This window comes from Pararhodobacter marinus (assembly GCF_003122215.1).
Classification (GTDB): domain Bacteria; phylum Pseudomonadota; class Alphaproteobacteria; order Rhodobacterales; family Rhodobacteraceae; genus Pararhodobacter; species Pararhodobacter marinus.
The window spans coordinates 393,183-414,877 of record NZ_QEYD01000004.1 but is presented as its reverse complement, the minus strand read 5'-3'; the positions used below and the strand labels follow the sequence as shown (position 1 = coordinate 414,877).

The 21,695-nt window shown below is 67.1% G+C and carries 19 protein-coding genes and 1 pseudogene; 10 read left to right on the top strand and 10 right to left on the bottom strand.

The genetic code is table 11. The annotated features are described in order from the left end of the window. The 4 genes and pseudogenes from C4N9_RS08760 to C4N9_RS08745 form a co-directional block, all read right to left on the bottom strand. Positions 1-137, bottom strand: a pseudogene (locus C4N9_RS08760) (MBL fold metallo-hydrolase); the annotation flags it as partial. A 33-nt stretch (positions 138-170) separates the two neighbouring features. Further along, complete coding sequence (locus tag C4N9_RS08755) at positions 171-1,505, bottom strand: TRAP transporter large permease (RefSeq protein WP_109532929.1); 1,335 nt, start codon at positions 1,503-1,505, stop codon at positions 171-173. Continuing rightward, positions 1,502-2,065: a TRAP transporter small permease subunit gene (locus C4N9_RS08750; RefSeq protein WP_109532928.1), complete on the bottom strand. Its 564-nt coding sequence runs from the start codon at positions 2,063-2,065 to the stop codon at positions 1,502-1,504. The genes C4N9_RS08755 and C4N9_RS08750 overlap by 4 nt, the downstream gene beginning before the upstream one ends. Before the next feature lie 95 nt (positions 2,066-2,160). Beyond that, a complete protein-coding gene (locus C4N9_RS08745; protein ID WP_109532927.1) occupies positions 2,161-3,204 on the bottom strand; it encodes a TRAP transporter substrate-binding protein in 1,044 nt (347 codons plus the stop codon). 227 nt (positions 3,205-3,431) lie between these two features. On the opposite strand from C4N9_RS08745, the gene C4N9_RS08740 reads away from it, so the two are divergent. Genes C4N9_RS08740 through C4N9_RS08725 form a run of 4 tightly spaced genes read left to right on the top strand, consistent with a single transcriptional unit; the run spans position 3,432 to position 7,654 of the window. Next, on the top strand, positions 3,432-4,196 hold the full coding sequence (locus tag C4N9_RS08740) for an SDR family NAD(P)-dependent oxidoreductase (RefSeq protein ID WP_109532926.1): 765 nt from the start codon (positions 3,432-3,434) through the stop codon (positions 4,194-4,196). Between the two features lie 14 nt (positions 4,197-4,210). Beyond that, positions 4,211-5,920 carry an FAD-dependent oxidoreductase gene (locus tag C4N9_RS08735; RefSeq protein ID WP_109532925.1) on the top strand — a complete coding sequence of 570 codons (1,710 nt, stop codon included), beginning with the start codon at positions 4,211-4,213 and terminating at the stop codon, positions 5,918-5,920. Further along, on the top strand, positions 5,913-6,812 hold the full coding sequence (locus C4N9_RS08730) for a DMT family transporter (protein WP_168192174.1): 900 nt from the start codon (positions 5,913-5,915) through the stop codon (positions 6,810-6,812). The genes C4N9_RS08735 and C4N9_RS08730 overlap by 8 nt, the downstream gene beginning before the upstream one ends. Positions 6,813-6,832: 20 nt before the next feature. Continuing rightward, a complete protein-coding gene (locus C4N9_RS08725) occupies positions 6,833-7,654 on the top strand; it encodes an IclR family transcriptional regulator (RefSeq protein WP_109532923.1) in 822 nt (273 codons plus the stop codon). A 75-nt stretch (positions 7,655-7,729) separates the two neighbouring features. Here C4N9_RS08725 and C4N9_RS08720 read toward each other — a convergent pair whose 3' ends face one another. The 5 genes from C4N9_RS08720 to C4N9_RS08700 all read right to left on the bottom strand — a co-directional run bounded on the left by C4N9_RS08720 (position 7,730) and on the right by C4N9_RS08700 (position 13,035). After that, the gene (locus C4N9_RS08720) at positions 7,730-9,349 is read right to left on the bottom strand and encodes a tannase/feruloyl esterase family alpha/beta hydrolase (protein ID WP_109532922.1); all 1,620 of its coding nucleotides are present in this window, start codon (positions 9,347-9,349) and stop codon (positions 7,730-7,732) included. Between the two features lie 197 nt (positions 9,350-9,546). Beyond that, positions 9,547-10,839, bottom strand: a complete 1,293-nt coding sequence (locus C4N9_RS08715) for a TRAP transporter large permease (RefSeq protein WP_109532921.1) — start codon at positions 10,837-10,839, stop codon at positions 9,547-9,549. Beyond that, entirely contained in the window at positions 10,826-11,353 is a 528-nt protein-coding gene (locus C4N9_RS08710; RefSeq protein WP_109532920.1) for a TRAP transporter small permease, read from the bottom strand. Before C4N9_RS08710 ends, C4N9_RS08715 begins: the two co-directional genes overlap by 14 nt. A gap of 61 nt (positions 11,354-11,414) precedes the next feature. Next, complete coding sequence (locus tag C4N9_RS08705; protein ID WP_109532919.1) at positions 11,415-12,461, bottom strand: TRAP transporter substrate-binding protein; 1,047 nt, start codon at positions 12,459-12,461, stop codon at positions 11,415-11,417. An 88-nt stretch (positions 12,462-12,549) separates the two neighbouring features. Beyond that, positions 12,550-13,035, bottom strand: a complete 486-nt coding sequence (locus C4N9_RS08700; protein WP_109532918.1) for a MarR family winged helix-turn-helix transcriptional regulator — start codon at positions 13,033-13,035, stop codon at positions 12,550-12,552. A 122-nt stretch (positions 13,036-13,157) separates the two neighbouring features. Here C4N9_RS08700 and C4N9_RS08695 point away from each other — a divergent pair, with 122 nt between their 5' ends. The 4 genes from C4N9_RS08695 to C4N9_RS08680 all read left to right on the top strand — a co-directional run bounded on the left by C4N9_RS08695 (position 13,158) and on the right by C4N9_RS08680 (position 17,687). After that, positions 13,158-14,873, top strand: a complete 1,716-nt coding sequence (locus C4N9_RS08695) for an AMP-binding protein (protein WP_109532917.1) — start codon at positions 13,158-13,160, stop codon at positions 14,871-14,873. Continuing rightward, complete coding sequence (locus C4N9_RS08690; protein WP_109532916.1) at positions 14,870-15,682, top strand: enoyl-CoA hydratase/isomerase family protein; 813 nt, start codon at positions 14,870-14,872, stop codon at positions 15,680-15,682. Before C4N9_RS08695 ends, C4N9_RS08690 begins: the two co-directional genes overlap by 4 nt. Before the next feature lie 2 nt (positions 15,683-15,684). Further along, the gene (locus C4N9_RS08685; protein WP_109532915.1) at positions 15,685-16,578 is read left to right on the top strand and encodes an SDR family NAD(P)-dependent oxidoreductase; all 894 of its coding nucleotides are present in this window, start codon (positions 15,685-15,687) and stop codon (positions 16,576-16,578) included. A gap of 188 nt (positions 16,579-16,766) precedes the next feature. After that, a complete protein-coding gene (locus C4N9_RS08680; RefSeq protein ID WP_109532914.1) occupies positions 16,767-17,687 on the top strand; it encodes a LysR family transcriptional regulator in 921 nt (306 codons plus the stop codon). A 234-nt stretch (positions 17,688-17,921) separates the two neighbouring features. Here the strand turns inward: C4N9_RS08680 and C4N9_RS08675 are convergent, their stop codons facing one another. Then, a complete protein-coding gene (locus tag C4N9_RS08675; RefSeq protein WP_109532913.1) occupies positions 17,922-18,419 on the bottom strand; it encodes a GFA family protein in 498 nt (165 codons plus the stop codon). A 158-nt stretch (positions 18,420-18,577) separates the two neighbouring features. Here C4N9_RS08675 and C4N9_RS08670 point away from each other — a divergent pair, with 158 nt between their 5' ends. After that, complete coding sequence (locus C4N9_RS08670; RefSeq protein WP_109532912.1) at positions 18,578-19,666, top strand: type 2 periplasmic-binding domain-containing protein; 1,089 nt, start codon at positions 18,578-18,580, stop codon at positions 19,664-19,666. A gap of 54 nt (positions 19,667-19,720) precedes the next feature. Then, a complete protein-coding gene (locus C4N9_RS08665; protein ID WP_109532911.1) occupies positions 19,721-21,685 on the top strand; it encodes a tripartite tricarboxylate transporter permease in 1,965 nt (654 codons plus the stop codon). Positions 21,686-21,695: the final 10 nt, after the last annotated feature.

Sequence of the window (21,695 nt, the reverse complement as noted above, 5' to 3'; positions counted from 1 at the left end):
ATCACGCTGTCATCGCCGATGATCACGCCCGTATTCGGATCCCCCTCGGCGGTGAAGGCGTAAAGCCCCTCGCCCACTTGCGTGAAGGAGATCGTCTTCTCGTCCATATCCCCGGCTGAGGCAAAGGCTTTGGCCATTGGTATACTCCGATAATCTGTTGTTTCGTTGGGTCAGCGCAGGGCGACGGGCAGCCACAGCGCAATGGCAGGAAGGAACACCACCAGCAAGAGCGCGGTAATCTGGATCAGCACGAAGGGGATCACCCCGCGATAGATCGTGCGGATCGGCAGATCGGGCGCGATGCCGCGCAGGTAGAACAGCGCATAGCCGAAAGGTGGCGTCAGGAACGAGGTTTGCAAGTTCACCGCCAGCGCGATGGCGAACCAGATCATCACCTGATCGCCCGGCAGGCCGAAATCGAGCTGACCGACGATGGGGGCGACGATGGGCACGACCACGGCGGTGATCTCGACCCAGTCAAGGAAAAAGCCCAGAATGAATACCAGCGCCATGATGATGAAGAACACCACGTAGGGATTGCGCTCGCCGATATTGAACAGATCGAGGATCATCGCGTCGCCCCCCAGCCTGCGGAACACGACCGAGAAGATCGAGGCACCGATCATCACGAAGACGATCATCGCCGTCGTCTTGGTGGTTTCGTGCAGCGCGCCCGAAAGTGCCTTGAAGGTCAGCTTGCGCGACAGGAGCGCCAGCACCAGCGCGCCGGCGGCGCCGATCGCGGCGGATTCCGTGGGCGTGGCAATGCCCGCGATGATCGTGCCCAGCACCGACAGGATCAGCAGAAGCGGCGCCACAAGGTCGCGCATCAGCGACCACAGCGTCTGGCCAAGGCTACGCTTCTCGCCGCGCTCGGGCGCGGGAACGCGGTGCGGCTGGAAGAACGCGACCGCGCCCAGATACAGGAAATAGAGCCCCGACAGCACCAGGCCCGGCACGATGGCGGCCATGAACAGATCGCCCACCGAGACACGCAGCTGGTCGCCCAGAATGATCAGCATGATCGACGGCGGCAGCAGGATCCCCAGCGTGCCGGACGAGGCGATGAGCCCCGAGGCGAGCTTCATGTCGTATTTCGCCTCGCGCATGGCGGGCAGCGACATCATGCCCATCATCACCACCGACGCGCCGATGATCCCGGTCGAGGCCGCCATGATCACGCCGATGATCATCACCGAGAAGGCATAGCCGCCCGGCGTGCGCTGGAACAGCGAGGCGAGCGAGCGCATGAGCCGCTCGGCGATCCCCGAGCGTTCCAGCATCAGCCCCATGAAGACGAAAAGCGGGATCGCCACCAGGAGCCAGTTGGTCAGCGTGCCGGAATAGATGCGCTGCACGCCCATCGACAGGAACAGCATCGGGATGCCGTTGGCGACGGCGAAGATAATGCCGATACCGGCCAGCACGAAGGCCACGGGATAGCCCGAGAAGATGCCGGCGATGAGGCCCAGCAGCATCAGTTCGGGGCCGAGATGGTCGATCATCGTGTGTCCTCGGTCAGGTCGCCGCGGTAAAGCTGGATGGCGGTGCCGATCGCGCGGATGAGGCCCAGAAGGCCCAACGCCGCGAAGCTGAGCGGCAGCATCGCCTTGATCAGCCAGCGGGTGTCGAGCCCGCCCTGCGTCGAGCCTTCGGCGGTGCGGAAGGCCACTTCGGTGAAGGACCAGCCATACCAGGCGATGATCGCGCAGAAAGGCAGAAGAAAGATCAGATCGCCGATCATCCGCACCCAGAGCCGTTTGCGCGGCCCCATCTGCAGCGCGAGGAAATCGACCGAGACATGCCGGTCATCGCGCAGCGCCCAGATGCCGCCCCACAGCACCAGCAGGGCGAAGATGTACCATTGGAGGTCGAACAGGCTGTTGACGGTCAGCGCCCGGCCCAGAACCGGGATCGACCCGTCCCAGGCGATCAGCGTGTTCCGCCCCATGGCGGCGTAGAGGATCGAGATCAGGATCGTGGCGATCAGCGGCAGCGTGAGCCAGCTGACCCAGACGGCGGGCAGGCACAGAAGTGCCATCGCTTTCTTCAGGAATGCCGGCATGCTCCCCCCGGGCAAGTGAGCCGTTCTTGTGGTCGGGGCGGTCGCCTCTGCTCTGAGGGACCGCCCCGGATGGTGTCGCTATCCAATCACGCCGATCAGCGGGCCGGAAGGGCCTGCAGGGTCGACCATTCGCCCACGCTGTCCATATAGGCGCGCAGCGATTCCAGCGCTTCGGCAAAGATCGGGTCCTGGGCGGCCTGCTCGTCCAGGACCGCGTCCGACGCGTCGCGCAGGGCGAGCAGAACCTCGTCGGGGAAGCGGCGGACTTCGGTCCCGGCTTCGCGGATTTCCGCGATCGCGGCGGCCTGGCTGTTGATCTGATCGCCGAGGTTATAGGCAATGTTCGCCTGGCAGGCTTCGGTCATGATCTCCTGCGTGCGCTCGTCGAAGCCGTTCCAGACATCCATGTTGATGATGATGCTGTCCCAGCTCGACGGCTGGTGCCAGCCCGGGAAGTAGTAGTACTCCGTCACGCGCTGGAAGCCGAAGCCCACATCGAGCTGCGGCGCCGAGAATTCGGCCGCGTCGATGCGCCCGGTTTCGAGGCTGAGAAATATCTCGCCCGCCGGGACCAGCTGGGTATTGGCGCCCAGACGCGCCATCGCCATGCCGCCGAGACCGGCGATCCGCATGTTCAGGCCCTCAAGGTCTTCTACCGAGTTGATCTCGCGGTTGAACCAGCCGCCGGCTTCAGCGCCGACCAGGTGGCAGGGCAGGACCTTGACGTTGAACGGGTCATAGGCGCGCTGGATGATTTCCAGACCACCGCCTTCGAACATCCAGCCCAGCGCCACGTCGGGCGACGGACCGAAGGGCATCGAGCCCACGAGGTTGGCGACCGGGATCTGCTGCGCCCAGTAGCCGATCCAGTCGAAGCCCATCTGCAGGGCGCCCGAGCTGACCGCGCCGAAGACCTCGAAGGGCGGCACGAAATCGCCCGCGCCGTGCACGTTGATGGTCACCGCGCCGTCGGTCATCTGGTTCACGCGCTCGGCCCAGAGCTGCGGGCTGGGGCCGATCGAGGGCACGTTGAGCCCGAACACGCTTTGCAGGTCGAAGGTCTGCGCCTGAGCGGCCGAACCGCCCGCCGCGACCAGCGCGGCTGCGGCCAGAAGCGGCAGTCGTTTGAAAGTCGTCATGTCTGTTCCTCCCGAAAAATCGCGTCCTCCGCCACTTTTGGCTTCGCGCCACGGCGGTCTCCCGAAGCCGGGATCGCAATCTGCGAAAGACGTATCCCAACCCTCCCTTTTGTTAGTCATCGACAAATCTATTTGCAACAGACAAATTTTATGCGAGACGAAAAAGGCAAGTTTCGGGGCGCGGCTGGTTCGCCGCTCGCCCTCAGGCATCGGGACGGGAGGACAAGATGCAGGGATATTCCCTTGATTTTAAGGGCGTTGTCGCGGTCGTCACCGGCGCGGCGCAGGGCAATGGCCGCGCCATCGCTCTGGGTCTGGCAAAGGCCGGCGCAGCGGTCGCCTGCTGCGATCTGCAGGGCGATTCGGTTCGCGCCGTGGCGGAAGAGATCGTCCGTGACGGTGGCAAGGCGGTGGGAATCACGCTGGACGTGACCGATCCCGAAGCCTGCCGCTCTGCCGCCAAGGCGGTGGCCGAGACGCTGGGTGATGCCACGGTGTTGGTCAACAATGCGGGCGTCATCCGCCGCACGCTGCCCGATGCCGACAGCTTCGCCGCCGATTGGGATTTCGTGCTGAAGGTCAATGCAACCGGCACGATGCAGATGGTCCGCGCCTTCCTGCCGCAGCTTCGCGCGACGCAAGGGCGGATCGTCAATCTCGGGTCGATCATGTCGGTGACGGCCGGGCCCGGTCTGGCCGCCTATGCCGCGTCAAAGGGCGCGGTGCTGCAGCTGACCAAGGTTCTGGCGCATGATCTGGCGCCCGACGGGATCCGCGTCAACGCGATCGCGCCCGGCGTGATCGAGACGCCGATGACCGAGGTCACGCGCGCCGATCCCGATGCGATCGGGCGCTTCATGGCCCATACCCCGCTGCGCCGCCCCGGCCATCCGTCGGAACTGGTCGGGCCGGTGCTGTTCCTCGCTTCCGAGGCATCGAGTTACGTGACGGGTGCGCTGTTGCCCGTCGATGGCGGCTATCTGGCCGCGTGAGAAGGATTGAGACGATGAAACGACAAGAGGTAGACGTTCTGGTGGTCGGTTCGGGCGCGGGCGGTCTGTCGACCGCCGTCGCCGCCGCGCATCGCCGGCTCGACGTGCTGGTGGTCGAAAAGGAACCCGTATTCGGCGGCACCACGGCGCGCTCGGGCGGCTGGATGTGGATCCCCGGCAACGGGCCGGAACTGCGCGCCGGCATCGAGGACGACGCCGCCAAGGCGCGCATCTACCTGCAGCACGAAGCGGGCGAGCATTTCGATGCCGCGCGCGTTGACAGCTTCCTGGAAGCCGGGCCCAAGGCGGTGAAGTTCTTCGAGGAAAACACCGCGCTGCAATTCGATCTGGGCCCGTTCTTTGCCGATTACCATCCCGACGCGCCGGGCGGCATGGATGGCGGCCGCTCGATCGTCGCGCGACCCTTCGACGGGCGCGAGCTGGGGCCTGAAATCAAGCGCCTGCGTCCGCCTTTGCAGGAGATCACGTTCCTCGGGATGATGATCGGCTCGGGCAAGGAGCTGCTGCACTTCTTCAACGTCATGCGCTCGCCGGTCTCGGCTTTTTACGTGGCCAAGCTGTTCTTCAAGTTCCTGCGCGACATGGCCTTCCACGGCCGTCCGATGCGGCTGATGAACGGCAACGCGCTGGCCGGGCGGCTCGCGAAATCGGCCTTCGACAAGGGCGTGCCGATCTGGACCCATGCGCCGGTGCGCGCGCTTCTGCGTGACGACGCGGGCAACGTCATCGGCGCCCGCATCGACCGGCGCGACGGCCCGGTCGAAGTGGTCGCGCGCAAGGGCGTGGTGCTGGCCGCGGGCGGCTTCCCGCAGGACATGCTGCGCCGCAAGGAGCTGATGCCGCACGCCCCCACCGGCTACGAGCACGTCACCCCCGCGCCCCCGGGCAATACCGGCGACGGGCTGCGGCTGGGCGAAAGCGCGGGCGCCACGGTGGACACCACCCTGCCCCATGCCGCCGCCTGGGTGCCGATCTCGCGCCCGGTGCGCCCGGACGGCACGCTGGGCACGTTCCCGCATTTCGTCGACCGCTCGAAACCCGGCGTGATCGCGGTCACCCGCTCGGGCAGGCGGTTCGTGAACGAATCCAACAGCTACCACGATTTCTGCCAGGCGATGGTCGCGCGCTGCCGCGAGGAAGAGGGCGAGGGCACCGAACCCGCCGCCTGGTTCATCACCGATCACCGGGCGTTCCGCAAATACGGACTGGGCTATGCCAAGCCCGCGCCGGTTCCCTACAAGGCGCTGATCAAGAACGGCTACCTGCTGCGCGGCAACACGCTGCGCGAACTGGCCGAGCAAATCGGGGCCGACGGCGCCGAGCTTGAGCGCACGGTCGCCGCGTTCAACCCGCTGGCGGCCAAGGGCGAGGACCCGGATTACGGCAAAGGCTCGACCAGCTACAACCGCTCGCTGGGCGATCCTGAGCATGGGCCGAATCCCTGCCTTGCGCCGATCAAGGACGGGCCGTTCTATGCCGTGCGGCTCTATGTCGGCGATCTGGGCACCTTCGCGGGGCTCAAGACCAACGCCAATGCGCAGGTGCTGGACGCCGAGGGCAAGCCGCTGCAGGGGCTTTACTCGGTCGGCAACGATGCGGCGTCGATCATGGGGGGCAATTACCCCGGTGGCGGCATCACGCTGGGCCCGGCGATCACCTTTGGCTACATCGCCGCGCGTCACATGGCCGGTGGCAATGACTGATCGGACCTCGCAGGGCGTCGCGCTGGGTTTCCTCGCGGCGCTCAGCTGGGGGATCTACAATGTCGGCGCCGAGATCGGACAGACGACAGGCTTCCGGCCCGCCGACCTGACGCTTCTGCGCTATGGCGGCGCAGCGCTTCTGATGGCGCCGCTGCTGTTTCTGGCCCGCCACCGGCTGCCGCCCCTGCGCAAGGTGGCGGTGCTGGCGCTGCTGATCGGGCCGGTTTTCGCGCTGACCTTCAATCAGGGCTTCCGCTACGCGCCCCTCTCGCATGCCGTGGTGATCGGGCCGGGCATGTCAATGCTGGTGGCCAATGCGCTCGAGCGCTGGAGCAGCGGCATACCGCTGAGCCGGATGCGGCGGATCGGCATCGCGATCCTGATCGGCGGATTGCTGATCATCGCCGCCGACGCGCCCGCGCCGCGCAATCCGGGCGGATCGGCGCTGCTGGGCGATTTGTGCTTTGTCGTGTCGGGCTCGCTCTGGGGGATCTACGTCTTCACGATGGGTCGCTGGAAACTGCCGCCCGTCGAGACCACCGCCTCGATCGCCACGCTGGCGACGCTGGTCTATCTGCCCGTCTATCTGTGGATCTGGGGCCTGCCGGAACTGGCACCGGGTCTCTGGGCGCAGCAATTCTTTTACCAGGGGGTCGTGGGCGGATGCCTGGCTTTCGTGATCTTCGCCGCGACCGTCCTGCGGCTGGGCGGCGGGCGGGCGGCGCTTTTCTCGGCACTGGTGCCGTCGACGGCCGTGCTGCTGGCGATCCCGCTTACCGGACAATGGCCCAATGCCATACAATGGGCGGGTGTGGCGGTGACGACACTGGGGCTGATCGTGTCGCTTGACCTGAGGCAAAGACAGAAGGCATTGCCGGAGCGAACCGGCTGACGGAACGGGGGAGAGGGCGGATGGCAGAGGATAGGGTGCACGGCGATGGCGCAGAAGGCGGGAAGCCCGCCAAGGCGCAGCGCGGCATCCGCTCGCTGGAAACGGCGGGCGCCATCCTGCGGGTCATGGCCGAGGCCAATGGCCCGATGAAGCTGCGCGACATCGCCGAGGCGGTGGACGTGGCGCCTGCCCAGCTGCATCCCTATCTGGTCAGCCTGCGCGGGATGCAGATGGTCGAACAGACCGATACCGGCCTGTACGGGCTGGGCCCCTTCGCGCTGCAACTGGGGATGAGCCGGCTGCGCGCGCAGGATGCGTATCACGAGGCGATCGTGCGGATCTCGGCGCTGGCCGAGGAAACCGGGCTGATGGTCGCGCTGTCGGTCTGGGGCCTGCATGGCGTGACCATCGTCCATGTCCGCGAGACCATCGCCCGCATCCATGCCAACGTGCGCGCGGGCGGCGGGTTCGGGCTGACCAACACCGCGACGGGGCGACTGTTCGTGGCCTTCCTGCCCGAGACGATGACCGCGCCGCTCATCCGTCAGGAACTGGCCGAGCGCGCCAGCACCGAGAGCCGGTTCAGTTTCGACGAGGCCGCCTACCACGCCGATATCGCCCGCATCCGGCGCGAGCGCTACGAAACCACGCTGGACCTGCCGATCCCCGGCGTCAGCGCCGTCACCGCGCCGGTTTTCGACTTCACCGGCGAGATGAAGCTGGCGATCACGGTGATCGGGCCGACCCAGCAGATCGATCTGGGCCCCGAGGGCGCTGCGGTCCGCGCGACGCTCGATTTCGCGCGCAAGCTGTCGACCGATCTGGGCTATCACCCGGCCTGAAAAGCGCAGTCCGGACAGCAAAACACCGCGCCCTTGCCGGGGCGCGGTGTTTTCGCTTCAGGCGGTCGGCGCGGTTTACGGCGCCTCGCAGGTGAAGTTCTCGGCCAGGTTTTCATCCCCCGACCCGGTATAGCGCGCCTGCAGCGGATACGGGCAGGCCGGGCGGCTCAGCTCGGCATTGCCCGCGGCCTCGGTGCCCCGGGTCACGATCTGGTCGGGGGCCTGACCGTTCTCGACCCAGTCGACCACCGCCTGCAGCGGATCGAAGCGGCCCAGCCCCGAGCCGCCGCCGCAATGATGCACGCCGGGCACGAAGAACAGCCGCGCGAAGTCGTCGCGCTCTTCGCCATAGGTCTGATCCAGCTCTGCGAACCAGTCGATCAGCTGATAGCCCGAAAAGACCGGATCGCCGGTGCCGTGCCAGACGATCATCCGCCCGCCCCGGTCGCGGAAGGCGTCCAGATCGGTGCTGCGCGAACCCCAGATTTCCTGCGATTCCGTGGTCTGTGCCCAGTCGGTCTCGGCGTCGAAATCGCGCAGGGGATCGGTGTTGGGCCGAGGCTCAGGAAAAGCCAGATAGCGCAGCCAGTCCTGCTGATAGGTGCCCTGACGACCGTATTGCCCCGCCGTCTGCGCGCTGCCCAGCAGCCAGGCGCGCCAGCCGGACGGCCCGGCCTCGGCGCCCGGCATCAGGCCCTGATAGATGGAGGTGCCGTCCGCCAGCGCGGGGCCGTCATAGATCGCCTGCACCGCGTCCACCTGCGCCTGCGACAGGCACTGGTTGCTTTCACCCTCGCCGCAAAGCAGCGCGGACGGATCGACGCGACAGCTCGTATCCTGAATGAGCCCGTCCTCGACTCCGTCGCGCGCGTCACAGGTTGCCCGGGCATGGGACTGGATCAGCGCGAGTTCGTCATCCGTGAACGCCTGCGAGACGATCGGATCGCCGTTGCCATCGGTGGGCGAGGCCGCGGCCAGCGCACGGGTGTTCCAGTTCCACGCGACCACCGCGCCGACCAGATCCATCGCCGGCGCCGCCGAGACGATGCCGTCGAAATGCTCGGGATAGCGCCAGGCGGAAATCATCGCCTGCCGCCCGCCATTCGAGCAGCCGTTGAAATAGCTGTGGTCGGGCCCGGCCCCGTAAAGCTCGGTGACCAGCGCGCGGGCGCCGGTGGCGACGATATCGACCGCGTTGTAGCCGTTATCCAGCCGCGCCTGCGGATCGACCCCGAAGCTCGCATCCGCCGAATCGACGCCGGTATGCCCCGAATCCGTCGCCACGACCGCGAAACCCTGCGCCAGCGCCGGGGTGCCGCTGACGCCGTCGGCGCCGATGGCCGGACGCACCGCGCCGTCCAGGCCGCCGCCGCCCTGGAACAGGAAACGGCGGCTCCAGTCCTGCGGCAGGCGCAGCTCGAAACCCGCGCCATAGACCTTGCTGGGGCCATCGGGCGACGGGGTCCCCTGCCCCAGACGCGGCGCCATGATGCCCTGCACGAGGCAATGCGGCGCGGCGCCGTCGGCCAGCGTCGCCATGCGCGCGGCGGTCACGACGCCGCCGGCAAGATCCGCCTGCATCAGCGCCGCGCAGCGCTCGGCGAAATCCGCGTCGGTGGCGGGTGCGCTCTGCGCCTGCGCGGCGCCGGCCAGTCCCAGGATCAGTATGGATGTGAATCCGGTGATGGATCGCATGTGGTGTCCTCCCGTTGGCACACCGACCGCCGCGCCCGTTATGCGGAACGCCCCCTCCCGTGAGGTTCCGCCGCGCCCGATTCGGTGTGATTCGAATTGTTCGACATCGAACAATTATAGGACAGTATTTTATCTGCCGGGAACGCTGTCAAGCGCGGCCCGTCGCGCCGCCGGAGCAGGCGCGACGGGGCACGGTTCTACATCGTCGAGGGCAGGAACAGCACCAGCGCGGGGAACATCACCAGAATGATCAGCCGCAGGATATCGGTGGCCACGAAGGGCAGCACGCCCTTGAAGATCGTGGTCAGCGAAACCTCCTTGGCGATCGTGTTGATGACGAAGACGTTGATCCCCACCGGCGGCGTGATCATGCCCAGTTCGGCCACCATGACGATGATGACGCCGAACCAGATCGGGTCGAAGCCCAGATGCATCACCACCGGAAAGACGATGGGCACCAGCAGCAGGATCATCGCCATCGTGTCGAGGATACAGCCCGCGATGATGAAGGCGATCAGGATCAGGGCCAGCGTGCCATGCGCCGAGAAATCGAGGCTCACCAGCCATTCGGTCAGCTTCTGCGGCGAGCGGGTGATGGCCAGGAAATAGCCAAACAGCACCGCGCCGATCAGCACCGTGAAGACCGACACCGAGGTGCGCAGCGATTCCACGAGGCAATGCATGATCTTCGGCCCGTCAAGCTGGCCGCGCGCGACGCCGATCACCAGCGTGGCCATGGCACCGATGGCCGAGGCCTCGGTCGGGGTGGCCACGCCCAGATAGATCGCGCCCACCACCGAGATGAACAGCAGCATCACCGCCCAGACCCCCGACAGCGCGCGCATCGCCTCGCCGAACCGGAAGGGCTGGCCTTCGGGCAGGCCCTTGCGATGGGCGACCAGAACGGTGCCCATATACATCAGGATGGCCAGCGTGCCGGGAATGATGCCGGCGATGAACAACTTGCTGACATCGGTTTCGGTGATGTAGGCGTAGATCACCATCACCACCGACGGCGGGATCATGATCCCCAGCGTGCCGCCCGCGGCGATGACACCGGTGGCGGTTTCCTCGCGATAACCGAAGCGGCGCATTTCCGGCAGGGCGATGCGGGTCATGGTCGCGGCGGTCGCGACGGACGAGCCGCAGATCGCCGCGAAACCGGCGCAGGCGGCGATGGTGGACATCGCCACCCCGCCCTTCAGCGCGCCGAACCAGGCATTGGCGGCGCGGAACATCTCGCGGCTCATGCCCGAATGCGTGGCGAAGGACCCCATCAGGATGAAGAACACCACCAGCGACAGGTGGAAATCGGTCAGCACCCGGATCGGCGAGGTGGCCAGCAGGTTGAAGGCGGGTGTCATCCCACGGATCGCGCCGTAGCCGAACACGCCCACCAGCCCCAGCGCGACGCCGATCGGCACCCGCAGAAGCAGCATGGCAAACAGGGCGACGAAGCCCGAGACGGCGATAAGATCAGCGTAGGCCACGCTTTGCCTCGTCCAGTTCCTGGTTGTCGGCCGAGGCGACCATATCCACCCCGGCGATGATGCGAATGAGCTTGATGGCGATGGTCACGCAGCTGGCGGCAAGCCCGCCCCAGATCAGCGCCAGAAAGGGCCAGAGCGGCAGCCGCAGGTCGAAGGTCGTCTCGCCCGAGCCCTGCGCCGACAGGATGCGGCCCCAGATCTTCCAGGTCAGCAGCACCGCCAGCACCAGCAGCGCCGCCCAGGCCAGCGCGTCGATGGCCCGGCGCAGGCGCGGGCCCACGCTTTCGGCCACCAGATCCACCTGGATATGCCCGCCCTTGAGTCCGATCACCGCGAAGCCCCAGGCAAGGCAGGCGCCCAGCACCAGCCGGGAAATGTCGAAACTGTCGGGAACCGGCGTGGCGAACAGGTAGCGCCCAAGGGTCGAGACAACTACCAGCGCCGTCACCCCCACCAGAAGGATCGCCGCGACCCATTCGGTCACGCGGCAGAAAATGTCGAGAAAGCGGGTCATGGAACCTCGCAGGTTGCAAAAGGCAGGGCGGACGTGCCGCCCTGCCGGTCACCGGATCGGATCAGTTGCCCCAGGCCGGGCTGTCCCAGCCGCCACCGGCGGCTTCAAGACGCCCGACCAGATCGGCCAGCGCGCCCTCGGCATCGTCGAGGCCCGCTTCGGTGGCCGTGGCGACCCACTCGCCGCGCAGTTGCTCGGACAGTTCCATCCACGCCGCCATCTGCTCTTCGTTCGGCGTGTAGAAGCTGTGGCCCTCTTCCTCGGTCTTGATGCGCTGATAGGCGGCAACGTCGACCGTGTCCCAGCCCGTCGCGATGCGCTCGGACCATTCGGGCGTGCAATGCTCGTCGATCACCGCGCGGTTTTCCTCCGACAGCGCGTCATAGCTGCCCTGGTTGATCGCATAGACGAAGGCCACGCCGTAGAGCGGCATGTCGAGGTGATGCGTCACGACGTCCTCGACCCCGAACAGCTCGAGGCTCTGCCACGGCGACACGGTGGCATCGGCCCCGCCCGAAGACAGGATCGCGCGCATTTCGGGCGCCGGAACCTGCACGGGGCTTGCGCCCATCAGGCTGATCATGCGGGCGATGGTGGCTTGCGGCGGGCGGATATTCATGCCCGCGAAGTCCTCGGGCCCGGCAATCGGACCGCGGGTCGCGTGCAGCGTGCCGGGATTGTGCAGATGCACCAGGCACACTTTCACGTCCGGCATCTCCTGCTCGGCATATTGCGCGTACCATTCGTGCAGCGCGCGGCTGGCGCCGGTCGCGTTCGAGGTCAGGAACGGCAGTTCGGCGGCGGCGATGATCGGGAAGCGACCGGCCTGATAGCCCGGGTTGACGAAACCGATATCGACGATGCCGTCACGCGCCATGTCGTAATGGTCCGGCGCGGCGCCCAGCTGCTGGGCGGGGAAGATGTCGATCTGGATGCGGCCTTCCGAGGCTTCGTTGATCGATTCGACCCAGGGCACGAAGCCCGAGACCTGAACCTCGGATTGCGGCGGCACCCAGTGCGAAAAGGCCCAGGTGACCTCTTGCGCGGAGGCGGTGGTGGCGACCGACAGGGCCAGCGCGGTCCCGGCGGTCAGGTGGCGGATAGTCATGGTTGTCCTCCCTGTTCTGCGGCGCGGCCCTCCAGTTGCCGCGCCTGTCCCGACCGTCACCGCGACGGCGGGCGGTATCCGGCGCCCGTCAGAGCGCGCGGAGATTCGTGATGACCCGATCGAGCATGGCGCGCAGAAGCTCGACTTCTTCGTCCGAAAAGCCGGCCAGCGTCTGCGCTTCGACCTTGTTGGCCTTGTCCGACAGATCGGCCACGATGGCCTCGCCATGCGGGGTGGCCCAGACGGCATTCGCCCGGCGGTCACCGTCGACCGCGCGCCGCTCCAGCACGCCGTTCTTCTCCATCCGGTCGAGAATCGGCACCAGGCTGGAACGTTGCAGGCCCACCGCCTCGGCCAGACGGTGCTGCGGCATGCCGGGATTTTCGCAAACGATGGACAACAGCCCCAGATAGCGCGCGGCGCCGGAATGGTCGGGCGTCACGGCTTCGAAGGATTTGTAGGCCAGGATCTGCGCCATGCGCAGCCGGAAGTTGATGCTGGACTCCAGCGCCGCCTGCAGCTTCAGGGGCTCATCGGCCGGCTCATCGGCGATTTTCACCGCTGTGCTCTGCATCTGTCCCTCCCTGAACCGATCGGCTTCCTACTGGTCTGCGTCATATTGATTGACGTCGAACAATTCGATAACACTCCGGTTGCAGGCTGTCCAGCCATCTCGGACAGCGACGGGAGGACATCATGACGAACAACGCCCCAGCCCTCTGGCCCGCGCGCCGCGACGGCCCCGCGCTTTTGGACATCACCCTCGGCGATCTTCTGGACCAGCAGGCGCGCGACCATGGCGACCGGCTGGCCGTCCTGGTAGACGAGACGGTGCTGGGCCGGCAGACCCGCTGGACCTATGCCGAGCTCAAGGCCGATGCCGACGCGCTGGCGCGCGGGCTCATCGGCTGGGGCATCGAGGCGGGCGACCGCGTCGCGGTCATGGCGCAGAACTGCCCGGCCTGGGTGCTGCTGGAATACGCGCTGGCCAAGGCGGGCGTCGTTCTGGTGACGGTCAATCCGGCGCTGAAACCCGCCGAGCTGGCCTATCTGCTGGAACAGGGCAAGGTCGGCACGCTGATCTTCGCGCAAGGCTTCCGGGGCAGCGATATCGGCAAGGACCTGCAATCGCTGATGCCCGATCTGGCCGAACTGAAGGGCGGCCTGCGAAGCGCCGACAACCCCTTCCCCGCCCTGCGGCGGCTGGCGCAGATCGGCGGCGACGCGCCCGGCTTCGCCCGGCCCTTCGACGACATCCTCGAAACCGGGCGCGGGCTGGATGATTCCGCGCGCGCCGCGCGGCAGGCGGCGGTGCAGCCCGGGGACGTGGCGCAGATCCAGTATACCAGCGGCACGACCGGCAAGCCCAAGGGGGCGATGCTGACCCATCACTCGACCGTCAACAATGCCCGGCTGATGGCCGATAGCGGCGGCTATGTCGCCGAGGACGTGATGCTGTCGGCAATGCCGCTGTTCCACACCGCCGGCTGCGTGTGCAACGTCATGGCGATGGCGGCCTGCGGCGGCGCGCTGATCACCATGGACAGCTTCGACGCCGCGCGGATGCTGCAATTGTGGCACGAGCACCGGCCCACCCTGCTGAACGCGGTGCCGACGATGATGGTGCGGATGCTGGAACATCCCGATTACCCGAAGCGCGACACCCACACCTTGCGCCGGGTCATCAGCGGCGGCACCTCGATCCCGCCCAGCCTGATGCTGCGGATGCGCGACGAGACGGGCGGCGAGCCGCTGATCATCATGGGCATGACCGAGTGCAGCCCGATCATCACCCAGACCCGCGATTCCGATCCGCTGGAGGTCCGCGTCTCGACCGCCGGGGTGCCGCAACCGCATACCGAGCTGCGCATCGTTGATCCCGAAACCGGCGCGCCCGTTCCCTTCGGCCAGTCGGGCGAGCTGTGCATTCGCGGCTATCTGGTGATGAAGGGCTATTTCGACATGCCCGAGAAAACCGCCGAGACCATCGACGCCGACGGCTGGCTGCATTCGGGCGATCTGGCCGTGCTGGAAGAAAGCGGCCATCTGCGCATCGTCGGGCGGCTCAAGGACATGATCATCCGGGGCGGCGAGAACGTCTATCCGGTCGAGATCGAGGATTGCCTGCTGGGCCATCCGGCCGTCAGTCAGGCGCAGGTGGTGGGCGTCCCCGATCCCGATCTGGGCGAGGAGAACTACGCCTATGTCGTTCTGGTCGACGGGGCCGAGGCCGATGCGCTTGCCCTCCAGACGCATTGCCGCGAAAGGATGGCCCGTCACAAGCTGCCCAAATACGTCGAGATCGTAAAGGAGATGCCGATGACGGCCAACGGCAAGATCCAGAAATTCGCCCTGCGCGAGGCCGCGACCGCCGCGATTGCCGAGGGCCGGGTCACGGCGGTGCGCCGATGAGCGGTCTGCCTTTGCTGCATGAGCGGGACGGCGCGGTCGCGATCCTGACCCTGAACCGCCCCGAGGCGCGCAACGCGCTCAGCCCGGAGCTGGCCTGCCGGCTGGCCGATGCGCTGGACGAGATCGCGCAGGACAGCTCGGTGCGCGCGGTGGTGCTGACCGGCGCGGGCGACAAGGCCTTCTGCTCGGGCGGCGATCTGGCTCTCTCGCTGCCGCTTCTGTCGGGCGCACGCCAGCCGGAAAGCGAATGGGATCGTCGCTTTCTTGCCGATGACGGCGTGAATGCGCGCATCGCCCAGCGGGGCTTCGATCTGGGCAAGCCGGTGATCGCGGCGGTCAATGGCCCCTGCATGGCGGGCGGGATGGAGACGCTTCTGGGCACCGATATCCGGCTGGCCGTGCCCCATGCCAAATTCGCCTTGCCAGAGGCTGCGCGCGGGGTGATCCCCTTCGCCGGGGCGCTGGTGCGGCTGCCGCGCCAGATCCCCTATGCCGTGGCGATGGAGATGATGCTGACGGGTCGCGCCATCGACGCCGAAACGGCGCTGAATGTGGGCCTGATCGGGCGCATCGTCCCGCCCGAGGCGCTGATGGAGACGGCGCTGGAAATCGCCCAGCAGATCGCCCGCAACGCGCCCGTCGCGGTGCAACAGATCAAGCGCACGGTGATCGCCGCCAGCGGCGTCACACTGGCCGAAGGCTACGAGATGGAAGACCGCGCCAAGGCCACGGTCATGGCCACCGACGATGCCCGCGAGGGGCCGCGCGCCTTCATGGAAAAGCGTCCGGCAGTCTATCGGGGGGTATGAGCATGGATTTGCAAGGCAAGATCGCGCTGATCACCGGCGCCGGGCTGGGCATCGGCCGCGCCACCGCTCTGGCCATGGGCCGGGCGGGCGCGCGTGTCGTGGTCAACGATATCGACGGCAACGCCGCACGGGCCGTGGTCGATGAGATTACCGCAGCAGGGGGCGAAGCCGTCGCCGTCGCCGCCGCCATCGGCACCGACGGATCCGCCGAGGCCTGCGTGGACGCGGCGGTCGAGAGCTTCGGGCGGCTCGACACGCTGTTCGCCTGCGCCGGTGTGCTGCGCGATTCGGTGCTGTGGAAGACCGAGGACGACGCCTTCGATCTGGTGGTCGGCACGCATCTGAAGGGCACGTTCCAATGCGGCCGCGCCGCCGCGCGCCAGTTTCGCGCGCAGGGCGGGGGCGGCAGCCTGATCCTGACCGCCTCGCCCGCCGGGCAGCAGGGGAATTTTGGTCAGGGCGTCTATGCGGCGGCGAAATCGGGCATCGTCGGCATGATGCGCAGCTGGTCGCTGGAGCTGGTGCGCGACCAGGTGACGGTCAACGCCATCGTGCCCACCGCGCTGACGCGGATGACCGCGACGATCCCGGCGCTGGCACCGCACGTCGCGGCGATGGAACGCGGCGAGCCACTGCCGCAGCCCCTGCGCGAGAAGGGCATCGGCACGCCCGAGGATGTCGCGCCGCTGGTCGTGTTCCTGGCCTCGGACGCGGCGCGCGGCGTCACCGGGCAGGCGCTGGGGATCGGTGGCGACCGGCTGAGCCTGTGGTCGCATCCAGCCGAGGTCCGGGTGCTTCAGAAACCCGGCGGGTGGAGCGCCGAGGCCATCGCACAGGGCTGGGACGATGTCGCGGCCCAGGGCCTGCAGCCGGTGGGCGTTCCGCTCGACTTCTGACCTGCCGCCCCGGGAACCCGCCGGCCCGCATGAGGGTTTGCTGTTCGGGGGAGCGCGGGCGCAAGAAACGCGGGCCGGGCAGTCAGAATGTATGCAATCCCGCGCGCGATCTGGTTTAAGGTCGCAAAAAGCCACCGGGCCGGACACCGACCCGGCGGCAGGGAGCCGCGGCAGGCCGGAGGACCATCATGCGCGTCGATGTTCTGGGATTGCAGGCCTTCATCGCGATCGCCGATCACGGCACGTTCGGCGCCGCCGCCAAGGCGCTGAACCTGTCGCAAACGGCCCTGAGCCACCGGATCGCGAAGATCGAGACCGAGCTGGGGCTGCCGCTTTTCGTGCGCACCACCCGCAAGCTGGCGCTGACGCAGGAAGGCCTGGCGCTCCTGCCGCGCGCGCGCCGGGCGCTGGTCGATCTGGAAAAGGCGATGACCGAGCTCAAGCAGCTGGGGCAGCTTCGGCGCCAGGAAGTGACGATGGGCTGCATACCCTCGCTGGCGACCTCGGTGCTTGGCGAGACGCTGACCCGGTTCGCGCAGGTTATGCCGAATGTGCGCGTGCGGGTGATGGACGGCTACGCGCGCGTGATCGCCACGCAGGTCAATGGCGGCGAGGTGGAGTTCGGGCTCGCGGTACGGATGGGCACCCATTATGAACTGGATTTCAAGCCGGTAATGACCGAACACTTCGTCGCCGTCTGCCGCCGCGACCACCCGCTGGCGGATCGCGGGTCGGTCAGCTGGGACGAGCTGTCCGAACATTGCCTGATCGGCAACACGGTGATCAACAGCGCCCTGCGGATGAGCTCCAACCAGCCCTATTGGGATTTCGAGGCCGAGCAGATTTCGACCGCCGTGAGCTTCGTCAAGCACGGACTGGGCATCACCTTGCTGCCCGAATTCGAACAACAGCAGCCGGGCTACCAGAACCTGCGCACGCTGCGCGTCACCGGCCCGGGGGTCAGCCGCGAAGTGGGGTTCATCACCCGCCCGGACATGCCGCTTTCGCGCCCGGCCTCGGTGCTGATGGACCTTATTGCCGCTCAATTTCAGGTGGTTGCGCAGCGCGCCGAACGGATCGGAACGGGTACGCCGGAACGCCCTGCCTGACGCGGCCACGCCCGCTCAAATCATGATCGTAGGCATTCCCGGCAGAGGATTGATGCATGTCATGCACATATTATCCAAATCTTCGCGTTTGTCTTTCTGTATACATTATCCGAGCCTGTCCCCGGGAAAGAGCCGTGCCGCCAAGGCGCCGGCTCTTGCAGGGAACGGGAGGAAATCGACGTGGCGACAGGCCTCGCAGATCGGGAAAAGGCCGGCACGGCAAGGCCGCGCCGTTCAGCGGAAGCGGGGCGCCTTGGTGTCCTGCCAATGCTGCACGATCGCGTCGAGCGAGGCGGGCTGACCCGTCTCGACCAGTGTGTCGGCGGGCGGTGTGAACCACGGCTGCGCGTGCCGGGTCCAGATATGCGCCGCCGGGCGCAGCCAGGACGTATCGTCCAGCGTGCCTCCGCGCAGGTGACAAAAATCGGTGCCGGGGCGCATGTTGTAGAGGCGGCCGCCGCAACCGGGGCAGAAGACGCTTTCGGACCGCGTCCCGCGCTCGGTCTCGCGGCGCAGCGTCACCGTCTCGCCCTGAATATCGAGATCCGCGCGGCGCACGCGCAGCGACTGGCCGAAGGCACTGCCCGACTGGCGCTGGCACAGCGTGCAGTGGCAGGCGAACAGCGCCACGGGCGCACTTTTCAACGTGTAGCGGACCGCGCCGCAGGCGCAGCCGCCCTGCAGCGGCAGCGACACGTCGGGACGGGAGGAATCGGGCGTTTCGGGAAGCATCGGGCATATCCTGTCTGCGGTTTCCCGGCCATCAGACCAGCATAACGCTGGCCGAACAAGAGTAAATTTTTCAATGACTTGCCCCTCATTTCCGATCGATCTGAGGCCACGGGGCGACGTCTGTACACCACCGAAATGTCAACCTGGGAGGAGACGACATGATCCACAGAACCCTACGCAAAATCACCGCCACGACGGCGCTTGTTCCGCTTCTGGGCCTTGCCCCCGCGGCCGCGCAGGTGATCGACCTTGAAGGGCGCACCGTGACCATCGTGCACAATGCCTCGCCCGGCGGCTCGACCGGCCTGATCAGCCAGCTGGCCGCCGATGCGTGGTCGCAGACGATGGAAGGCAACCCCACCATCGTCGTGCAGTCGGTCGAAGGCGGCGCCTTGTCGCGCGGCATCCTGCAGGTGATGAACGCGCGGCCCGACGGGCGCACGCTGGGCTGGGTGGCCTGGCAGGGCTCGACCCGCGTGCTGGACCCGGTCGAACGGCAGATCCCGTTCCAGGATTTCGGCCTGATCGGCGGCGTCGGTGGCTCGGTGTTCATCGCCCATACCTCGACCGATCCCGAGCGCGGCATGAACTCGGCCGAGGACCTGCCCCAGCTCGACCATTACACGTTCGGCGGCTACTCGCCCCGCAGTGGCCCCGCGATCCGGACCGCGGCGGCGATGGACATGCTGGGTGTCGAATGGTCCTTCGTGTCGGGCATGTCGGGCGACACGCCGCTGGAAGCCGCCCGCCAGCGCGGCGAGATCGACGGCTACCCGGTGACGGCGGCCTATTACCTGAGCACGCTGGCACCCGGTCCGGTGGCCGAGGGCACGGATATCCCGCTGTTCTATTTCACCGCGCCCAACGAAGAGGGCACCGGCCTGACGGTCGACCCGTCGCTGGAAGGCATGCTGCCCTTCGACCAGTATTACGAGCAGGTGATGGGCGAGGCACCCGAGGGTCCGCTGTGGGACATGATCATGTACCATGCCCGCGTGACCGACCCGATCAACTGGCTGGTCGTGGCGCCTCCGGGAACGCCGGACGAGCATCTGCAGATGCTGCGGGAAAGCTTCGCCGAGGCGCTGGAGAGCGAAGAGTTCCTCGCCGGGGCCGAAGAGCTTCTGGGGATGGTGCCGACGGTGTCGTATTACGACGACGTGCAGGCGATCGTCGACGAGATCGCCAACACCCCCGAAGAGATGCGCCAGCTGCAGCGCGACTACATCTCGCGCATGGAGCGCTGAGACTAGACGGGGAGCGGCGCGCGCCGCTCCCCCACTCTTTCGACCGGAGTTCATATGGAATCCCTGCTGGCAGGTCTGTCCCTCGCATTCGAGGGCACAACCCTACTTTATCTCATGGGCGGCGTGCTTCTGGGCCTGTGGTTCGGGGCGATCCCCGGCCTGGGCGGCGTCACGGCGATGATCCTCGTGCTGCCCTTCACCTTCGGGATGGAACCGCAGCAGGCCTTCGCGCTGCTTCTGGGCGCGCTGGCGATCTCGACCACGTCGGACACGATCTCGTCGGTGATGCTGGGCATCCCGGGCACCATCGCCTCGCAGGCAACGGTGCTGGACGGACACGAAATGGCCAAGCAGGGCCGCGTGCTGACCGCGTTCGGCGCGGCCTTCACCGTCTCGGCGGTGGGGGGCGTCGTGGGTGGCGTCGCGCTGGCGCTGAGCCTGCCCATCATGACCTGGCTGGTGCTGACCTTCGGCGCGCCCGAATTCTTCGTGCTGTCGCTGATCGGCTTGGTGATGGTCGGCGGCGTCAGCGGCAACGCGATCGGCAAGGGGATCTGCGCGGGCGCGCTGGGTCTGCTGATCTCGCAGATCGGCTATCCGGTCGCGGCTTCGGATCCGCGCTACTGGTTCGACAGCATGTTCCTGATCGACGGCCTGCCGCTGGTGCCGGTGGTGATCGGGCTGTTCGGCATTCCCGAGATGATGCAACTGGGCAGTTCGGGCGGCGCGCTGGCGGCGAAGAATTTCGGCCATGCGCAGGATGACAGCCTGATGGCGGGCGTGCGCCACGCGTTGCGCAACCGCTGGCTGGCCTTCCGCTGCTCGGTAATGGGCACTTATGTGGGGATGCTGCCGGGGCTGGGCGCCTCGGTCGTGGACTGGCTGGCCTATGGCCACGGGGTCCACAGCGCCAAGGATCGCAGCCAGTTCGGCAAGGGCGATGTGCGCGGCGTGATCGCGCCCGAGGCCGCGAACAACGCCACGCTGGGCGGCTCGCTGATCCCGACGCTGGCCTTCGGCATTCCCGGATCGGGCGCGATGGCGATCCTTCTGGGCGCGATGACCATTCACGGGCTGGTGCCGGGACCGGCGATGCTGGATCAGCACCTGCCGCTGACCCTGAGCATGGTGGTCTGCATCATCCTGGCCAATATCGTCGGCGCGGGCGCGCTGATGCTGTGGTCGAAACAGGTCTCGCGCGCCGCTTTCATCAACGGCAACCTCGTGGTGCCCGCCGTCTTCGTCTTTCTGGTCATGGGCTCGTGGATCGGCCAACCCGATATCCGCACGCTTGTCGCGCTGCTGGCCATCGGCTTCGCGGGGTTCGCGCTGCATGCCGCCGGCTGGCCGCGCCCGCCGCTGATCCTGGGTTTCGTGCTGGGCCCGGTGATGGAGAATTCGCTGGCCATCACCGCGCAGGCCTATACCTGGGGCGAGGTGTTCAGCCGCCCCGCGATCCTGATCCTGCTGGTGCTTCTGGTGGTGATCTTCGTGGGCGCCGCGCGCGCCGTGGCCAAGCGCAAGAGCGAGTTCAAGATCGAGATTGCCGGCGCCGCCAGCAAGGGCAGCCTGATCCTGTCTCTGGGTCTTGCGCTGTCGGCTCTGGCGCTGTTCACCTGGGCCTTCTTCGAAGCGCGGGACTGGACCTTCCTCAGCCGCGTCTTCCCGATGGCGATCTGCGGGGTCGGCGCAGTCGTCGCGCTGATCTGCGCCGCGCAGGACATCCGCACGCTGCGCCGCTACCAGCCGCTGGATGACAGCGACACGCTGGCGGGCTTCGGACGTCGCCATGCGCGCGAGGGGATGATCTTCGGCATCTTCGCGCTGACCGTGGCGCTGATCCCGGTGGTCGGGCTGGCGGCGGCGATGGTCGGCTTCGTGTTCCTGTATCTCCTGGGCTGGGGCCGGTTCCGCTGGCTGACCGGTCTGGTCTACGCGGCGGCGGTGGGGCTGTTTCTCTACGTCGTCTACCACCGGATGCTGCACGTCCCCTTCGTGCCGCCGTTCTTCCTGAACTGAAAGGAATCGC